The following is a 17,332-nucleotide window of genomic DNA, read 5'->3' on the forward strand; positions in this document are numbered from 1 at the left end:
CACCGGTCAGCGCCTTACCTGATTGAAGTTGTTCTAATGCTTTATTAAAGTCGAATTCTTGAGTCATAGGTCATTCCTGTTTTTAACAGTTTACTGAAATGACACAGATTTCTAAACACTACCTTTATTAATTCAACTGATGGTAAAGATAAGTATAAACCAGCGCATTAACATAAGCTGCTTGGTTTAAGTTGGCTGCACCACCATGTCCGCCTTCTGTATTCTCGTAATACAAAACATCATGGCCAAGGGCTTTCATTCTCGCAACCATTTTTCGAGCATGGCCTGGATGTACTCGATCGTCACGAGTTGACGTTGTAAAAAAAGCGCGAGGGTATTCGTGTTCTTTTTTCACTTGGTGGTAAGGTGAATAAGACGCGAGGTATTCTCTTTCGTCCGCAACTTCAGGATTACCGTATTCGCCCATCCAGCTTGCTCCAGCGAGTAGCGTATGGAATCGCAGCATATCGAGTAAAGGTACTTGGCAAACAACGGCGTTAAATAGATCGGGGCGACGAGTTAGCATTGCACCCATCAACAAACCACCATTGCTCCCGCCTTGAATACCCAAATGTTTCGGTGATGTAATTTTACGTTTAATCAAATCTTCAGCAATGGCTTCAAAGTCTTCGTAAGCTTTATGCCGGTTCTTTTTTAATGCGGCTTGATGCCATGCCGGGCCGTATTCACCACCACCACGAATGTTAGCAAGCACATAAACGCCACCCATTTCTAACCAGTCCATTCCTACGGTTGCACTGTAACTCGGACGCAATGACACTTCGAAACCACCATAGCCGTAGAGCAAAGTTGGATTTTTACCATTCAGCTTTAAATCTTTTGCGCTTACCACAAAGTAGGGGACTTTGGTGCCATCTTTGGATATCGCGAAATACTGTTGTGACTGATAAGGTGAGGCGTCAAAAAAGGAAGGAAGTTGCTTTAGCTTCTCGATGGATAAATCATCACCCTTCACAAAATACAAACTGTCAGGTTGTAAAAAGTTCTCGTATGTGACCAAAAAGTCGTCTGAATCTTCGTTGACATCATTGATAGATATTCGGCCATTTTCAGGAAGTTTAACTTTTTCAACTTTAAAGTCGCCATCTTTAATGGGTGTATAGCGCTCTAAAACACTTTTTACATTGTCGAGCCAAGACACAAGAATACTTGACTGTGTAAAGCTAAGCCCTGCGACTGTTTTGGTCTCTGTGTTTTTTAAAAACAACTTGTACTTTGCTTTTCCAGCCAGCACATCGTTAATGGGTGCGTAAACGATTGAGCTTTTTTCAAAAGTTTGGCCATTAACTTTCCAATCTTCTTTTAAAGTGATGAACACATTCTTATTAAAATAACCGGAAAAGTTTGCCGTATCCGGCTTGTCAACCAATACCCATTTCCCGTCTTTTAAAATATGGGCTTTATTGGTAAAAAACGTCATAGCTTCTGTGACGAAATCGATATGCTCACCTTTACTGAACATGCGACCTGCCCAGGTACCGACCGATTCCAACTTTCCTTCAAATACCAGTTCCGCTTCCTTCAGTTCGGTTCCACGTTTCCAGCGATACGCTTTTCGAGGGTAACCACTGGTTGTCATGCTGTCCGCACCAATGTCCGAACCAATGAATAATGTATTTTCATCAATCCAAGACGCACTGTTTTTCGCTTCGGGTATATAAAAACCGTCTTTAACAAAGGATTTGCTCTTCATTGAAAATTCGCGAACAACCGTAGCGTCGGCACCTCCTCGTGATAAGTAAACCAAGCATAACTCTTGCTTGGGGTAAAGGCAGGTCATTTGTTTGTAAACCCAGTTCTCACCTTCTGCCTCAGCGAGTTTGTCGAAGTCGATCACCGTTTCCCATTTAGGCGCTTTTTTGCGATATTCTTTTAAAGAAGTTCGACGGTACAAACCTCTCTCATTCTTATCGTCCTGCCAAAAATTGTAGTAATACTCACCTCGCTTCGTGATAAATGGAATGCGATCCGTTGATTGATAGACTTTTAGGTTTTTATCGTATAACTGTTGGAACTCGGGATGAGCTTTCAACTCTTTCAAGGACATATCATTTTGTTGTTCGACCCACTGTAACGCTTTTTCACCTTCGACCTCTTCGAGCCATAAAAATGGGTCTTCTATATTATTGGCGGATAAATGTATTGGAACGACTAACGCAGCTACGAATAGCCTTAAATTTAAAGTAAACTTCATTTTTTCTCCAAATAAGCGGTTGCTTAGTTCTTTGACAGCACGACTAGTTTGATTGGTTTCAAATGGGCCTTAGTTTTCAATTGACTGGGCAGTATGTCAAGTAACAATCACCTATAAGCGATGAGTTGAGGAGCATCCGTTTTGATGGTGATAGGATAGCTTTTAATTGCTCCAAATGACTAAGAGTATTTAATGGAGATATGCAAATTTTCGACTGACGAGAATTTGTACAAAATAAGGTTTGTGTAAATTTAGATTTGATTCAACTAAAAGTCGGATTTGTTGTTAAGTTATGTTTTTCACTTAAAATGACTCCCAAATCTTTTTCTTTTCACTTTCGGGCTGTTCTTCATCTCGAAGTTTATGAATACGCCGATACTTCTCTTCTTCTGCTTTGCGGCTTTCCGAATGAGCTTCGGGCTTTTTATCAAACGCTTCTAAAAATTTATCAATTTCGCTGACGAAGTTACGATCGATTGACATGACCATTCTCAAAAGTGAGGGAGGATGCATAAGATTCTAATAGAGAATGCAAAGAATTGAAAACTTTAATCGTAACAGAAAGGCGCTGAAAGGTTGAGAAAGGCCTATCGCCCCAGCTCAGGCGATAGGTCAAGGAAATTACGCTTTCAACTTTGTAACGGTATCCACCAGTAGAGTAACAATTCGCCCAAGGTTTTGCTGGCGCTTTTCACTCACCAGCTCACCTTGCTCGTTAAAAGCTTCTGCGGCTTTGGGAATGGCGACTTGATCGGCAAGAACGGTAGTGCCTATACCACTTAACAAAATTCGCAAATGGTTCAAACTGCGTAAGCCGCCGAAAGCACCGGGTGAAGTAGCGAATATGGCAGCGTACTTGTTTTTAAAACTCTCTAAGACACTTTCTCCTTCCGCTTGTCGTGAGGCCCAGTCAACCATGTTTTTCAATACGCCAGAGTAGGAGCCATTGTATTCCGGTGAAGCGATCAAAAACCCATCGGCTTCATTCATCATTCGCTTTAATTCGAGAGCGTTGGGGTGTATGCCTTCGGAAGCTTCGTCATCTTCGTTAAACAATGGAAGAGGGTAGTCGTTTAACTCGACCAAATTAACTTCAGCGCCGGCTTGTTCAGCAGCCTTTGCTAAAATACGCGCCAATGTTTTGTTGTATGAGTTTTTACGTAAACTGCCTGCAAAAACCATGATTTTAGCTGTCATTTTATGACTCCTTAGAATTCTGCATTACCGGGTGTACGAGGGAAGGGAATCACGTCCCGAATGTTGGCAATGCCTGTGGCGTAAGCTACTGTACGCTCAAAGCCAAGGCCAAAACCGGAATGAGGCACTGTACCGTAACGACGTAAATCGCGATACCACCAGTAGTTTTCTTTTGGCAGTCCCATTTCATCAATACGCGCATCCAGTACATCGAGGCGCTCTTCACGCTGACTACCGCCAATGATTTCACCAATGCCAGGGGCTAATACATCCATCGCTGCAACGGTTTTACCATCGTCATTCATGCGCATATAAAAGGCTTTTATGTCTTTTGGATAGTTCATCAAAATGATCGGTTTGCCCACATGCTCTTCAGCCAAATAGCGCTCGTGTTCTGACTGTAGATCAACACCCCACTCCACGGGGAATTCGAATTTTTTGCCAGACTTTTTCAAAATGTCGATAGCAACGGTGTAATCCATGCGCTCAAAGTCTTGATTCACGATTTGCTCGAGGCGAGCAATTGCGGTTTTATCGACATGTTGATTAAAGAACGCCATATCATCGCCACGTTCATCCAATACGGCTTTAAATATGTATTTTAATAGCGCTTCTGATAGGTCAGCTGCGTCCGTGAGCTCAGCGAAAGCCACTTCGGGTTCAACCATCCAAAACTCGGCCAGGTGACGACTTGTATTTGAGTTTTCAGCTCGGAACGTTGGACCAAAGGTATAAACCTTAGTCATGGCTGAGCAATAGGTTTCTGCGGCTAATTGGCCGGAAACGGTGAGAAAGGCTTCTTTCCCAAAAAAGTCTTGGCTGTAATCAATACTTCCTTGCTCCGTTCTCGGTAAATTTTGCATGTCGAGGGTACTGACACGGAACATTTCTCCAGCCCCTTCACAATCTGAGGCAGTGATTACGGGGGTGTGTATCCAGTTAAACTCTCGCTCGTAATGAAAACGGTGGACGGCTTGTGCCAAACAGTTGCGAACTCTTGTCATGGCGCCAATCAGGTTGGTGCGAGGTCTAAGATGAGCATGCTCTCTCAAGTGTTCAACAGTGTGCCGTTTCGCAGCCATTGGGTAAGTAGCCGGATCGTCTACCCAACCCAAAACTTCAAGCTCGGTTGCTTTCATCTCGAAAGCCTGGCCTTTGCCTTGCGACTCAACAACTTCGCCAGTCACCGATGCAGAACAGCCAGTCGTTAGCTTTAAAACGTCACTGTCATAATTGGATAACTGATTATCGGCAACGACCTGAAGAGTATTAAAGCAGGAACCATCGTGCAGGTTGATGAACGAGAAACCACCTTTGGAATCTTTTTTGGTTCTTACCCAACCTTTTACGGTTACTTCTGAGCCAACAGGTGCTTTACCTGCCAAAAAGTCGGCGATGCTCAGTACTGTCATAACGTATTTTTCTCCAATAAATAAAATCAGTTAGCCGGGGTACTATCGTCAGTCGAGTGCTTTGAAGCTTGTAATCGATCCAGAACGTGCTGTTTTTCCGAATTGCTCATACTCGACCAGGCTGCAATTTCTGCTAACGTTCGCTGGCAACCCATGCACACATCTTGCCCCGACTCATCGGTAATCAGTCGACAAATGCCAATGCAGGGAGAGACTACTTGTTGTTGTTCTGTCATGGCTGATTTCAAGCTTAAAAACGCGCTATGTTACCTTGCCCATGGCCAATGTGCCAGTATCGGTATGCGCAGATACCCTACTTATTGAAAATCGAGTCGCTAACACCTATCCTAGCGACCGTTTTTCCATTTTTCGAGAGCGCTAATGTTCCAATCTGATGTGGATTTCAAATTGTATTATCAAGATAAACCTGGGTATTACCAAAGCCTAGCGAGTCAACTGCAAGGGTTATTATCGATCGATAAAGCTGTTGTAACCAATATGGCGCAAACGTCCGCTTTTATCTTTCAGTCGTTACCAGAATTAAATTGGGCGGGATTTTATGTGTTAGATTCAAATGAACGGCTAAAACTGGGACCTTTTCAAGGGAAAGTGGCCTGCGTTCACATTCCACTCGGTAGTGGAGTGTGTGGAAGCGCTGCAGCTCGAAAAGAGTCGATTCGCGTTGACAATGTTCATGAATTCGAGGGGCATATAGCCTGTGACAGTGCCTCTAATGCAGAAATTGTTGTACCTATCGTTGTAAACGGTCGATTGTTCGGTGTGTTGGATATAGACAGCCCAATAGTAAACCGTTTTGATGACGATGACGTTAAAGGATTTGAATTGTTGGTGGCTACTTTTCAAGAAGCCACCGATATTTAAAGGCTATCCGTTTTGTGGTTTGAAATAGAAGTTGAGTGCTTTATCCAGCGCCTCGGGAAGTTCGGGTAACGCAGAGCGAGGAATTAAAAACGTCGAAATATTGAACAAATCGCGAAAGAATCGGTTGTTTTCGGTGGTTTGACGCAAATAATCTGAACCGGAAGAGCCGCCCGTTCCAATTTTAGAACCGAGCATGCGTTGGACCATGATCACATGACGATAGCGCCAAGTAGTGAAGTGTTCATCGATTTCCAATAACGCGGTTAATAAACGAAACGGGAGTTGTAACATGGGTTCGTCTCGATAAAGATTGATAAATACGGCGCCTAACATTGCTTTTTGGCTGAAGCGAAACTTGTCTTCTTTTTTCAGTTCGTTGTATTGATTTTCATCCAAAAGAGCGTCGAAACTCGCGCGGGTGGTCGCTAGGTCTTTCAATTGAAACGCTCGGTCAGCGTCACTGAGGTATTCGTTGTTTTCGATAATGCTTTGGTCACTCTCCAGCATAGTATCGACGGCTTTACGGTAAGCATTCCAAAACTTGAACTCACCGAATTCAAAAAAGGGCATTCGCTCGAGCCACTTTTCAACACAATCGAATAAGCTTGGTTCATCTTCCAGCTTTTGCAAATGATTCCTATCTTTTTCATTCAACCGACTGTAGAAGGATTCTTTATCAAAGTTAATGCGAAACTTAGATTTCAAACCGAGTAATATTTCAATTTCTTTAAACTGAATACTTTGAAAGCCGGAAGCTGGAACCAAATAGTCTCGAAAGTCGAGAAAGTCCAATGGCGTCATGGTTTCCATTATTTGTATTTGATCGATGAGTAGCTTTTGAATTTGACCAATGCGATCCAGTCGCCCAACAATGCGTCCCAATGACTTCTCTGGGATATTGGGCTGGTTGAACTCTTTGTATACCGCATTCATTTCATGCAAAATTTGTTTAAACCAAAGCTCATAAGCTTGGTGTACTATAATAAAAAGCATTTCTTCATGGGCTTCCTTTCCATAGTTAGGGCTAACCGGGTGTTGACTGTCGAGCAGTTTATCCAACTGCAAATAGTCGTTGTAGTAGCAGGGCGTGGTATTACGTTGCATGGCACACATAGCGAATAATCTCTAAATGATATATGTCGGTTAATAAACAGTTTATCATAATGGAAGTTGTTGATTTATGGCAATTTACGACCGATTCTATATAATTCTAATACCCCTTCAATTAACCGCCAAAAAACACGGAATGGTTTAATGGTAAGAGTTTTTGGTCACTATATTCCTAGAGTATTGTTTCTACTGGTGGCGATAGAATTCATCGTTTTGTATCTGTCTGTGTACCTGGCCGCTGAAATTCGCTTGCAAGATCTTAGTGAGAGTCAGGAATTGGTGAAAAACTTTGACTTGAAAGCCATCGTATTTGCCATCACTCATGTACTCATCATGATTTCGGTAGGGCTGTATCAACGTAGCTCTCGCGACACTTTTGCCTCAGTTATCTCTCGACTGTTTTGGTCGGTGGTGATCGCTTTTTTTGTTATGTCGATTTTGTTTTACCTGTTTTCTGGGTTGTTTATCGGGCGTGGTGTGTTCGCTTTAAGTTTAGTATTAGGATTTGCCGGCTTAATTCTTGTTCGATACATCTATTTTGTGATTAATAGCAAGGAGCTGTTTCAAAATCGAATACTGGTGCTCGGAACAGGAAAGCGCGCTAAACAGATTTTAAGGTTGAAACGAAAAAGCGATTGGCAAGGGCTTAAACTGGTAGGTTTTGTGCATTTAAAAGGCGATAAAGACGAAGTTGATGATGAGTCATTAATCATTCGCTCAGATGATGGATTAAAAAGGATGGTGGATCAGTACGGTATTGATGAGCTGGTCGTAGCGGTTGATGATACGCGTAAAAACTATCCAGTAAATGACATTATTAATTTGAAGTTATCGGGTTTAAAAATAACCGATATCACTGAGTTTTTTGAGCGTCAAACCGGTCGTATGGAAATTGATACGTTATCACCCAGTCAAGTCATTTTTTTTAGCGGTTTTCATACCGATTATATTCGGGAAGTGTTAAAACGTATTTTTGATATCGTCGTAAGTAGCGTATTTTTAGTTGCTTCAATTCCGGTATGCGCAGTCTTATACATTTGCATCAAACGAGAATCGGGTTGGCGTCAACCGGTGATTTATAAACAAATCCGAACCGGTCAAAACGGTAAATCATTTACTATTTATAAGTTTCGCAGTATGGTGGTCGATGCTGAAAAGCATGGGCCTCAATACGCAGCTCAAAACGACGCACGCGTTACTAAAATTGGCGCAATTATGCGCAAAACACGGTTGGATGAAATTCCGCAGATGCTCAATGTGCTAAAGGGCGATATGAGTTTTGTGGGGCCCAGGCCGGAACGTCCAGAGTTTGTTGAACAACTCGCTGAGAAAATTCCTTATTATAATATGCGACACAGAGTAAAACCGGGGATCACAGGATGGGCCCAAATTTGTTATCCTTACGGTGATAATGATGAAGACGCTAAGCAAAAACTCCAGTTCGATCTTTATTACATTAAAAACTTTAGTTTATTTTTGGATTTGACGATTTTAATGCAAACGATTCAGATCATCGTTTGGCAAAAAGGTTCGCGCTAGAGCCTCAAGCAAGGAGAAGTAATGTACGACTCGTATTATCAATTGAAGGGGAAACCATTCCAACTGGCACCGGATCCCTTTTTCTTCTTTGGTAGTAGTACTCATAAACGCGCTTTGGCGTACTTACGTTATGGGCTGTCTCAGGGTGAAGGTTTTATTATTGTAACCGGTGATGTAGGAACCGGAAAAAGTACGCTGGTGCGTACTTTGTTTGGATCTCTAGACAATAAAAAAGAAATTGTAGCCGGTGAACTAATCAACACTCAACTTGACTCAACCGATATATTACGTATGGTTGCTGCGACTTTTGGTCTGGCGCATCAAAGCAGTGAAAAAACATCACTCATAAAAAACCTTGAAAACTTTTTTGTCGCTCGGCAAAGAGAGGATAAGCGCTGCATGCTCGTTGTTGACGAGGCACAAAACCTGCCACTGGAAAGTCTCGAAGAGTTGCGCATGCTTTCAAACCTACACTATGAAGGGAAAACATTGCTGCAAATATTTTTGCTTGGTCAGTCGGAATTTCGAGAAAACTTGGCAGTTCCACACATGGAACAGGTTCGCCAACGAATTACCGCATCTTATCATCTCGCACACTTAAGTGCTGAAGAAACACAGGCTTACATTGAACATCGATTGCGCAAAGTGGATTGGAGTGATGATCCTGTATTTACCGCTGAAGCTTACCAACAAATTTTCGAATTTTCAGAAGGGATACCGCGTCGTATTAACACAGTGTGTGACCGTCTATTGCTTTATGGCTTCTTAGAAGAAAAGCATCGTATTGACGGTGAAATCGTTAAAACGGTGGCTGATGAAATCGCGATTGAGCAGCCGGATGTCATGAAAAATCAAGTATTGTTGAAAAGGGATGAAGAAAAAGAAACCTTATCACATGCGATTGCCAACTCTACCGACTTGGAAAAGCGGGTCATGATGCTTGAAGCAGAACTCGATGCTATGAAAAAGCGATTTAGAAAAGAGCGCGAGTATATGCGTAAAATAGTACAAATCAGCTTGAACTTTGAAGATGAGGAAACGAAATAAAGGTTTCAGGCAGTTATTTGTCTTTAAATGGTTATATGAATAAAAAAGGGAGCTTGGCTCCCTTTATTACCGTGAAGAAAGTAGATTACCGGTCTTGTATTTTTATGTATTTGCGTTGTATCGGACCATTGTACATTTGTCTAGGGCGACCAATTTTTTGATTCGGTTCACTGATCATTTCACTCCATTGCGCAACCCAGCCAACAGTACGTGCTAGTGCAAATATAACCGTAAACATATTGGTTGGGATACCTATCGCAGACAAAATAATACCTGAGTAAAAGTCAACATTAGGGTAAAGTTTGCGTTGAATAAAGTACTCATCTTCAAGAGCAATTTTTTCTAATTCCATTGCTACTTTCAAAATGGGATCGTCTTTCGCACCTAATGCTTCCAGTACCTCGTGCGCGCTTTCTCGCATTACTTTGGCGCGAGGATCGAAGTTTTTATAAACACGATGACCAAAGCCCATCAATCGGAAAGGATCGTCTTTGTCTTTCGCGCGTTTAATAAACTCAGGAATATGTTTTACATCGCCAATCTCGTGCAGCATACGCAAACAGGCTTCGTTAGCACCGCCATGGGCAGGTCCCCATAAGCTGGCAATACCGGATGCGATACACGCGAATGGATTTGCACCAGAAGAACCGGCAAGACGTACAGTTGAGGTTGAACAGTTTTGCTCATGATCCGCGTGAAGGGTGAAAATGCGATCCATAGCACGAACCAGAACCGGGTCTGGAGTTTCGTCAGTTGATGGCATGGAGAACATTTGGTTCAAAAAGTTTTCCGCATAAGACATTTCATTACGTGGGTAAACGAACGGAAAACCCATTGAGTAGCGATAACACATCGCTGCAATGGTTGGTACTTTTGCAATTAATCGGAACGCACTTTTGCGACGATGTTCTGGATCATTAATATCCAGTGAGTCGTGATAAAAAGCAGAAAGTGCACCAACCACACCAACCATGACGGCCATGGGATGTGCATCGCGGCGAAAACCATTAAAGAAGTGGGTCAGTTGCTCATGCAACATGGTGTGGTTATTCAATTCTTCAAGAAAATCTTTCTTTTGTTGGCCATTGGGAAGTTCACCATTGAGCAATAAATAAGCAACCTCCATGAAGTCCGAATGGGTTGCCAAATCTTCAATGGGATAACCGCGATATAAAAGAAGGCCTTTTTCGCCATCGATAAACGTAATTTTAGACTCGCAGGATGCAGTAGACATAAATCCAGGGTCGTAAGTGAATACACCGTGTTTTACCAAAGAGGTGATATCTATTACATCGTTACCCATAGTCGGTTGATAAACCGGCAACTCAACTTCTTTTCCTGAATGAAGGGTGAGTTTGGCGGTATGTTGTGTCATTCGATGATTCCTCAGTCAAATTTATGTCGTGCTGCAATAATTTCGGGTGTAACTATAGGTGGCAGAAATATTTTGTCAATGCCACATTGTGTTTAAATATTCGAAAACGTTTAATATTTATACAAAATCGCAAAGTTTTATCGCAAAGCACAAATCCATTTGTAAACAAGCAGTTGCGGCTATATAATTTGCGCAAACTTGCGTGGGTGTTCAGCTCGCCTATAGTTAGTATAGCTTACATTATGCAGCTCACCGCTTCCTGAAAATAACCAAGAGGTTGAAATTCGAGTCTCGCAGTTGGCGTAAGTTATCTGGAACACGAAGGAGGGCGTTTGCTTTAATGCGGACGGCCTGTTTGGCTAATCATTAAAAAAGAAAGTTATCAGCCGTGAATAAGCAAAGACCTGTAAATCTCGATCTCACAACGATCAGTTTTCCGGTAACTGCTATCTCGTCGATTCTTCACCGAATTACCGGCGTATTTCTAGTTATCGGGATCCCCGTTCTACTTTGGCTTCTGGGTTTGTCACTCGAATCTAAAGAAGGTTTCAATCAAGCATCACACTATATTGCTTCTGGTTTCGGAAAATTTCTTTTCTGGGCCATATTATCCTCTCTTGCTTTCCATATTATTGCCGGTGTTCGACATTTGTTGATGGATGCAGGCATCGGAGAAACCTTAAAAGGTGGATCATTAGGGGCGACAATAGTAATTGCTCTTGGCGTAGTTGCCGCCGCAGGACTGGGAGTATGGCTATGGTAAATACAGTAACCAGCTTGGGTCGTAGCGGTCTGCACGACTGGTTTATTCAGCGACTGAGTGCGGTAGTCATGGCGGTATTCGCCATCTATTTAACTTGGTTTATTGCAAACAATCCATCGATGAGTTTTGAACTTTGGACTGCGTTTTTCCATCAGCCTTTGGTTAAAGCGTTTAGCATATTAACGCTGATACTCATGAGCTTGCATATCTGGGTGGGTATGTGGATTGTTTCTACCGATTATTTGAAACCACTCAGCATTCGTATGACTTTTCAGGCTTTGTTAATCATTTATTGCCTGATAGTTATTTTTTGGGGCATTCAGATTTTGTGGAGCGTATAAATGGGCATTCCGGTTTATACCTATGATGCAGTGATTGTTGGTGGAGGCGGAGCCGGTATGCGAGCTTCGTTACAACTGGCGCAATCCGGACAAAAAGTAGCACTCATTTCAAAAGTATTTCCGACTCGTTCACATACGGTATCGGCGCAAGGTGGTATTACCGTTGCATTGGGGAACTCTCACGAAGACGATTGGCGGTGGCACATGTACGACACTGTCAAAGGCTCAGACTACATTGGCGATCAAGACGCCATCGAATACATGTGTCAAAACGGACCGGCAACGGTTTATGAGTTAGAGCACATGGGGTTACCTTTTTCTCGACTCGATAACGGTAAAATTTATCAGCGTCCTTTTGGTGGACAATCGAAAAACTTTGGTGGTGAGCAAGCGGCTCGTACCGCCGCTGCGGCCGACAGAACCGGGCATGCATTGCTTCATACCTTGTATCAACAAAACCTCGCAGCGAACACTCAATTTTTTAATGAGTGGTTGGCGATTGATTTGGTGACTAACGATCAAGGTGATGTTGCTGGCGTCATTGCTATGTCGATTGAAACCGGTGAAACCGCCTTATTCAAAGCCCGAGCGACTGTATTTGCAACGGGTGGTTCGGGCCGTATCTACCAATCCACAACGAATGCTTTAATCAATACCGGTGATGGTGTTGGTATGGCGCTTCGTGCTGGCATTCCGGTTCAAGACATCGAAATGTGGCAGTTTCACCCAACCGGTATTGCCGGAGCGGGTGTTTTGGTCACCGAAGGTTGTCGCGGAGAAGGCGGCTACTTGATTAATAAAGATGGTGAGCGCTTTATGGAGCGTTATGCACCCAATGCCAAAGACTTAGCAAGCCGTGATGTTGTTGCTCGATCAATGACGAAAGAAATATTAGAAGGACGTGGTTGTGGACCCAAAGGCGATCACGTTTACTTGAAACTCGATCACCTAGGCGAAGAAACATTGAACAAGCGGCTGCCAGGTATTCTAGAGTTGTCACGCACTTTTGGCCATGCCGATCCAGTAAAAGAGCCGATTCCCGTAGTGCCTACCTGCCATTATATGATGGGCGGTATTCCAACCAATAAGTTTGGCCAAGTACTTAGCAAAACACCTAATGGCGAAGAAAAAGTTGTTAAAGGCTTTTATGCGGTAGGCGAGTGTGCCTGTGTTTCTGTTCACGGTGCTAACCGCTTGGGTGGAAACTCTCTGCTTGACTTGGTTGTGTTTGGTCGGGCTGCAGGTCTGCACTTAGAAGAAGCACTACGTGAAGGTTTATCTTTCAGCGACTTTTCAGATTCCGACGTTGAAAAGTCAATGTCGCGAATGAATCGCTGGGAAGAAAGTGAGTCTGGTGAAGATCCAGCGGTCATCAAAGCGGATATGCAAAAAACCATGCAAAACAGTTTTGGCGTTTTCCGTACTGGCGAGCTAATGAGTAAAGGATTGAAAGAACTCGAAGAGATTCGAGAGCGACTCAAGTCCGCTGTGTTGTCTGACAAATCCAAAGCTTATAACACGCAACGTGTTGAGTGTCTGGAACTGGATAATCTGATGGCAGTAGCCCATGCGACAGCAAAAGCGGCGGAATATCGCACCGAAAGTCGTGGTGCGCACAGTCGAGAAGATTTCCCCGATCGTGATGATGAGAACTGGTTAGTTCATACTATGTATTACCCAGAAACCGAAGAAATGGGTAAACGTGAGGTGAATATGAAACCCGTGACCATGGATCCTTTCCCTCCGAAAGTCAGAAGCTATTAACAGGCAGGTATCGAACACATGAAATTTTCAATCTACCGATACAATCCGGAAACGGATAACGCACCGAAAATGCAGGATTATGAGCTGGATATCCCAGCCGGTTCTGACATGATGTTGCTGGATGCCTTATTGCTTTTGAAAGAAAAAGACCCCACATTAACTTTTCGTCGTTCCTGTCGAGAAGGTGTTTGTGGCTCAGATGGTTTAAATATAAACGGTAAAAATGGATTAGCTTGTATTACTCCTATTTCTTCGCTGGGTAAGAAAGTCATTGTTCGTCCATTACCGGGATTGCCGGTTATTCGCGATCTGGTTGTCGATATGGCGCAATTCTACAAACAGTATGAAAAGGTTAAGCCGTTCTTGCAAAATCGAAATGAACCTCCTGCGAAAGAGCGACTTCAATCACCCGAAGACCGTGAAAAACTTGACGGACTTTATGAGTGTATTTTGTGTGCTTGTTGCTCTACTTCTTGCCCATCATTCTGGTGGAACCCAGATAAATTCGTTGGTCCAGCAGGCCTTTTACAAGCTTATCGCTTTTTGGCAGACAGTCGCGACACTGAACAAGATGAGCGATTGTCTATTTTGGATGACGCCTACAGTGTTTTTCGGTGTCGAGGCATCATGAATTGTGTCAGCGTTTGCCCTAAAGGCTTAAACCCGACACGCGCCATAGGTCACGTTCGCTCAATGCTGCTATCCAGAGGCGTATAAAAGCCGGTAATGATTCAAATTTCGGCTATTATTATTTAACAATCAACGCTTTGGAGTATTTGATACCCCAAAGCGTTTGTTATTTTACGGTTCACAACAACATTTAAAGTCTGCAAATCATGGAAAAGTCCCTTGAAGAACAGTTTGCTGCCTGTTTCTTAACTGGTGGAAGTGCTGCGTATCTCGAAGAGGTATATGAAAAGTACCTTGAAGATCCGTCATCTATTGATGACAGTTGGCGAAAGAAGTTTGATGATTTTGCCGCTCAAACTCCCGATGCCCATGAAGTCGCTCATTCTCAAATTCAAAATTATTTTCGTCAAATCGGATTAAACAAACATCGTATCGTTGACGCGTCCAGTTCTGGAGACAAATCCTTCGACGCTAAACAGGTGAATGTGCTTGAATTGATCCAATCTTACCGTGCGAATGGGCATCAATACGCCAGTCTCGATCCATTAGAGATCTGGAAGCAGGCTACTATCGATCATTTATCTCTCGAAAAGTTTGGACTGTCAAAGCTTGATTTCGATACCGAGTTTCGCACCGGTTCCATGTTTGGCGCGACGACCAAAAGTTTCAAGCAAATCGTCCATGAATTAGACACGACCTATTGCCGAACGATTGGATCCGAGTTCATGCACATTACCGATCCAGCTCAAAAAAACTGGATCCAAGAAAGGCTTGAAAGCTCTTTAGCAACACCACAATACAGCGCTGATTTTAAGAAACAAATTTTATCCGCGTTAACGGCTGCAGAAGGATTGGAAAAGTACCTGCATAATAAGTTTCCTGGTGCTAAACGATTTTCGTTAGAAGGCGGCGACAGTTTAATGCCAATGCTCGAAGAGTTGATCCAGCGAGCAGGAGGTGCAGGTGTTAAAGAAGTTGTTCTTGGTATGGCTCACAGAGGACGTTTAAACGTTCTTGTTAACCTAATGGGTAAAAAACCCGAAGAGTTATTCGCTGAATTTGCCGGTAAAAAAAGTATGGACAAAGGTTCCGGCGACGTGAAATATCATCAAGGATTTTCATCTGATATTAATACACCTGGTGGTGTAGTGCATGTCGCACTGGCCTTTAACCCATCACATCTTGAAATTGTTTCCCCAGTAATTCAGGGCTCAGTTCGTGCTCGGTTAGAGCGACGTCGAGATGAAACCTATTCGCAAGTATTGCCCATTGTTATTCATGGCGACTCGGCGTTTACCGGCCAGGGTGTGGTCATGGAAACCTTTAATATGTCTCAGGCTCGCGGGTACAAAACGGGCGGAACTGTGCATATTGTTATTAATAACCAAGTCGGCTTTACGACGAGCCGGCCCGAAGATACGCGTTCAACAACGTATTGTACGGATGTTGCAAAGATGATTGAGGCGCCTATCTTTCATGTGAATGGTGATGATCCGGAAGCCGTCGTTTTTGTGACTCAACTGGCGCTCGACTTCCGTACGACGTTCAAAAAGGATGTGGTTATTGATTTGGTTTGTTATCGACGTCATGGTCATAATGAAGCCGACGAGCCTCGAGCAACTCAACCATTGATGTACGAAAAAGTACGTAACCGTCCGACGCCTCGAAAAATTTACGCCGATCAATTAGCGAAAGAGGGCGTTGTCGACGACAGCTACGCCAATGCTTTGGCGAATGAATATCGCGATAAAATGGACGAAGGAAAAAATGTGGTGAGTAATTGGCTGCCTATGCAAACGCATGAGTTTACAGTCGATTGGCACCCTTATTTTGGGCATGATTGGCTTACTCCCGCCGTTACCTCTTTGACACGTGCTCACTTTGATACATTGGCCGAAAAAATATCAACGGTACCTGAAAATTTCGCTTTGCAGAGTCAGGTTAAGCGCTTGATGGCCGATCGAGTAAAAATGGCTAAAGGCGAGATTCCAATGGATTGGGGATTTGCTGAAACCATGGCTTATGCGTCTCTGTTAGACGATGGTTATCGAGTTAGAATTTCTGGCCAAGACAGTGGTCGTGGAACCTTTTTCCATCGCCATGCGGTTTTGCACGATCAAAAAAATGGTGAAACCTATCAACCGCTAAAGAACATTCGCAAAGATCAACCACCCTTCGTAGTTATTGACTCCGTATTGTCAGAAGAGGCCGTACTGGCCTATGAGTATGGATACTCAACGACCGAGCCTCGCTCTCTGGTTGTTTGGGAAGCTCAATTTGGTGACTTTGCCAATGGTGCACAGGTTGTAATCGATCAATTTATCAGCTCTGGCGAACACAAATGGGGGCGACTGTGCGGTTTAGTCATGTTGCTACCACATGGGTATGAAGGACAGGGACCAGAGCATTCGTCTGCGCGTCTTGAACGTTATTTACAATTATGTGCCGAGCATAATATGCAAGTTTGCGTCCCCAGCACTCCGGCTCAAGTGTTTCATATGTTACGTCGTCAGATGATCCGTAAATGGCGTACACCGTTAGTGGTTATGTCGCCTAAAAGTTTGCTACGTCACCGGTTGGCGACCAGTACAATTGAAGAAATTACTAACGGCAAGTTCGAAGCTGTAATCGATGAAATAGATGCTATTGATAAGTCCAAAGTAAAGCGCGTTGTACTTTGTTCAGGTAAAGTTTTCTACGATCTGTTAGAAAAGCGTCGAGCGGAAGAAAAGGACGACGTTGCCATCATTCGTATTGAACAGTTGTACCCATTCCCTAAGCACTTAAAAGAAGTTATTGCACAATACTCTAATGCGAGTGAATTTATCTGGTGTCAGGAAGAGCCAAAGAATCAAGGCGCCTGGTATTGCAGTCGACATAATTTTCAAGCTTCTGTGCCTAAGAGCGGCTACGTGGAGTATGCCGGACGTCCTGCTTCGGCGGCACCGGCGACAGGTCACGCTTCACAGCACGTTGAGGAACAGCGCAAACTGGTAGCGAAAGCTCTCGGTATAAAGCTTTAATTTTTTGAATTTGAAACTTGGTATAAAGGGTTAA

The 17,332-nt window shown here is 43.3% G+C and carries 15 protein-coding genes; 8 read left to right on the forward strand and 7 right to left on the reverse strand.

Annotated elements, in window-relative coordinates; all coding sequences use genetic code 11:
• Positions 1-127 precede the first annotated feature (127 nt).
• The 5 genes from ACTUJY_RS12100 to ACTUJY_RS12120 all read right to left on the reverse strand — a co-directional run bounded on the left by ACTUJY_RS12100 (position 128) and on the right by ACTUJY_RS12120 (position 5,060).
• Positions 128-2,215, reverse strand: a complete 2,088-nt coding sequence (locus ACTUJY_RS12100; RefSeq protein ID WP_463616356.1) for a prolyl oligopeptidase family serine peptidase — start codon at positions 2,213-2,215, stop codon at positions 128-130.
• Between the two features lie 303 nt (positions 2,216-2,518).
• Positions 2,519-2,698 (reverse strand): CBU_0585 family protein, encoded by a 180-nt coding sequence (locus tag ACTUJY_RS12105; RefSeq protein ID WP_463616357.1) that lies wholly within the window; start codon positions 2,696-2,698, stop codon positions 2,519-2,521.
• Positions 2,699-2,836: 138 nt separating this feature from the next.
• Positions 2,837-3,412: an NADPH-dependent FMN reductase gene (locus ACTUJY_RS12110; RefSeq protein ID WP_463616358.1), complete on the reverse strand. Its 576-nt coding sequence runs from the start codon at positions 3,410-3,412 to the stop codon at positions 2,837-2,839.
• Positions 3,413-3,423: 11 nt separating this feature from the next.
• Positions 3,424-4,824 carry an asparagine--tRNA ligase gene (gene asnS / locus ACTUJY_RS12115; protein ID WP_463616359.1) on the reverse strand — a complete coding sequence of 467 codons (1,401 nt, stop codon included), beginning with the start codon at positions 4,822-4,824 and terminating at the stop codon, positions 3,424-3,426.
• Between the two features lie 26 nt (positions 4,825-4,850).
• Positions 4,851-5,060, reverse strand: coding sequence for a DUF1289 domain-containing protein (locus tag ACTUJY_RS12120; protein WP_463616360.1), 210 nt, complete (start codon positions 5,058-5,060; stop codon positions 4,851-4,853).
• 145 nt (positions 5,061-5,205) lie between these two features.
• Here ACTUJY_RS12120 and ACTUJY_RS12125 point away from each other — a divergent pair, with 145 nt between their 5' ends.
• Positions 5,206-5,706, forward strand: coding sequence for a GAF domain-containing protein (locus ACTUJY_RS12125; RefSeq protein ID WP_463616361.1), 501 nt, complete (start codon positions 5,206-5,208; stop codon positions 5,704-5,706).
• A gap of 3 nt (positions 5,707-5,709) precedes the next feature.
• Here ACTUJY_RS12125 and ACTUJY_RS12130 read toward each other — a convergent pair whose 3' ends face one another.
• The gene (locus ACTUJY_RS12130; RefSeq protein WP_463616362.1) at positions 5,710-6,810 is read right to left on the reverse strand and encodes a tryptophan 2,3-dioxygenase family protein; all 1,101 of its coding nucleotides are present in this window, start codon (positions 6,808-6,810) and stop codon (positions 5,710-5,712) included.
• A gap of 150 nt (positions 6,811-6,960) precedes the next feature.
• Between ACTUJY_RS12130 and ACTUJY_RS12135 the strand changes: the two genes are divergently transcribed.
• Both ACTUJY_RS12135 and ACTUJY_RS12140 read left to right on the forward strand, forming a co-directional pair.
• Positions 6,961-8,355 (forward strand): TIGR03013 family XrtA/PEP-CTERM system glycosyltransferase, encoded by a 1,395-nt coding sequence (locus tag ACTUJY_RS12135; RefSeq protein WP_463616363.1) that lies wholly within the window; start codon positions 6,961-6,963, stop codon positions 8,353-8,355.
• A 21-nt stretch (positions 8,356-8,376) separates the two neighbouring features.
• A complete protein-coding gene (locus ACTUJY_RS12140; protein WP_463616364.1) occupies positions 8,377-9,402 on the forward strand; it encodes an XrtA/PEP-CTERM system-associated ATPase in 1,026 nt (341 codons plus the stop codon).
• Positions 9,403-9,487: 85 nt separating this feature from the next.
• On the opposite strand, the gene gltA is transcribed toward ACTUJY_RS12140, so the two are convergent.
• A complete protein-coding gene (gene gltA / locus ACTUJY_RS12145; protein ID WP_463616365.1) occupies positions 9,488-10,777 on the reverse strand; it encodes a citrate synthase in 1,290 nt (429 codons plus the stop codon).
• Between the two features lie 388 nt (positions 10,778-11,165).
• Here gltA and sdhC point away from each other — a divergent pair, with 388 nt between their 5' ends.
• The 5 genes from sdhC (at position 11,166) to ACTUJY_RS12170 (ending at position 17,298) form a co-directional block, all read left to right on the forward strand.
• Positions 11,166-11,540, forward strand: a complete 375-nt coding sequence (gene sdhC / locus ACTUJY_RS12150; protein ID WP_463616366.1) for a succinate dehydrogenase, cytochrome b556 subunit — start codon at positions 11,166-11,168, stop codon at positions 11,538-11,540.
• Positions 11,534-11,881: a succinate dehydrogenase, hydrophobic membrane anchor protein gene (sdhD, locus tag ACTUJY_RS12155; protein WP_463616367.1), complete on the forward strand. Its 348-nt coding sequence runs from the start codon at positions 11,534-11,536 to the stop codon at positions 11,879-11,881. Before sdhC ends, sdhD begins: the two co-directional genes overlap by 7 nt.
• Positions 11,882-13,645 carry a succinate dehydrogenase flavoprotein subunit gene (gene sdhA / locus ACTUJY_RS12160; RefSeq protein WP_463616368.1) on the forward strand — a complete coding sequence of 588 codons (1,764 nt, stop codon included), beginning with the start codon at positions 11,882-11,884 and terminating at the stop codon, positions 13,643-13,645.
• A gap of 18 nt (positions 13,646-13,663) precedes the next feature.
• The gene (locus tag ACTUJY_RS12165; RefSeq protein WP_463616369.1) at positions 13,664-14,362 is read left to right on the forward strand and encodes a succinate dehydrogenase iron-sulfur subunit; all 699 of its coding nucleotides are present in this window, start codon (positions 13,664-13,666) and stop codon (positions 14,360-14,362) included.
• A 119-nt stretch (positions 14,363-14,481) separates the two neighbouring features.
• Complete coding sequence (locus ACTUJY_RS12170) at positions 14,482-17,298, forward strand: 2-oxoglutarate dehydrogenase E1 component (protein WP_463616370.1); 2,817 nt, start codon at positions 14,482-14,484, stop codon at positions 17,296-17,298.
• Positions 17,299-17,332 lie beyond the last annotated feature (34 nt).

Source organism: Pleionea sp. WD8-19 (assembly GCF_055326765.1).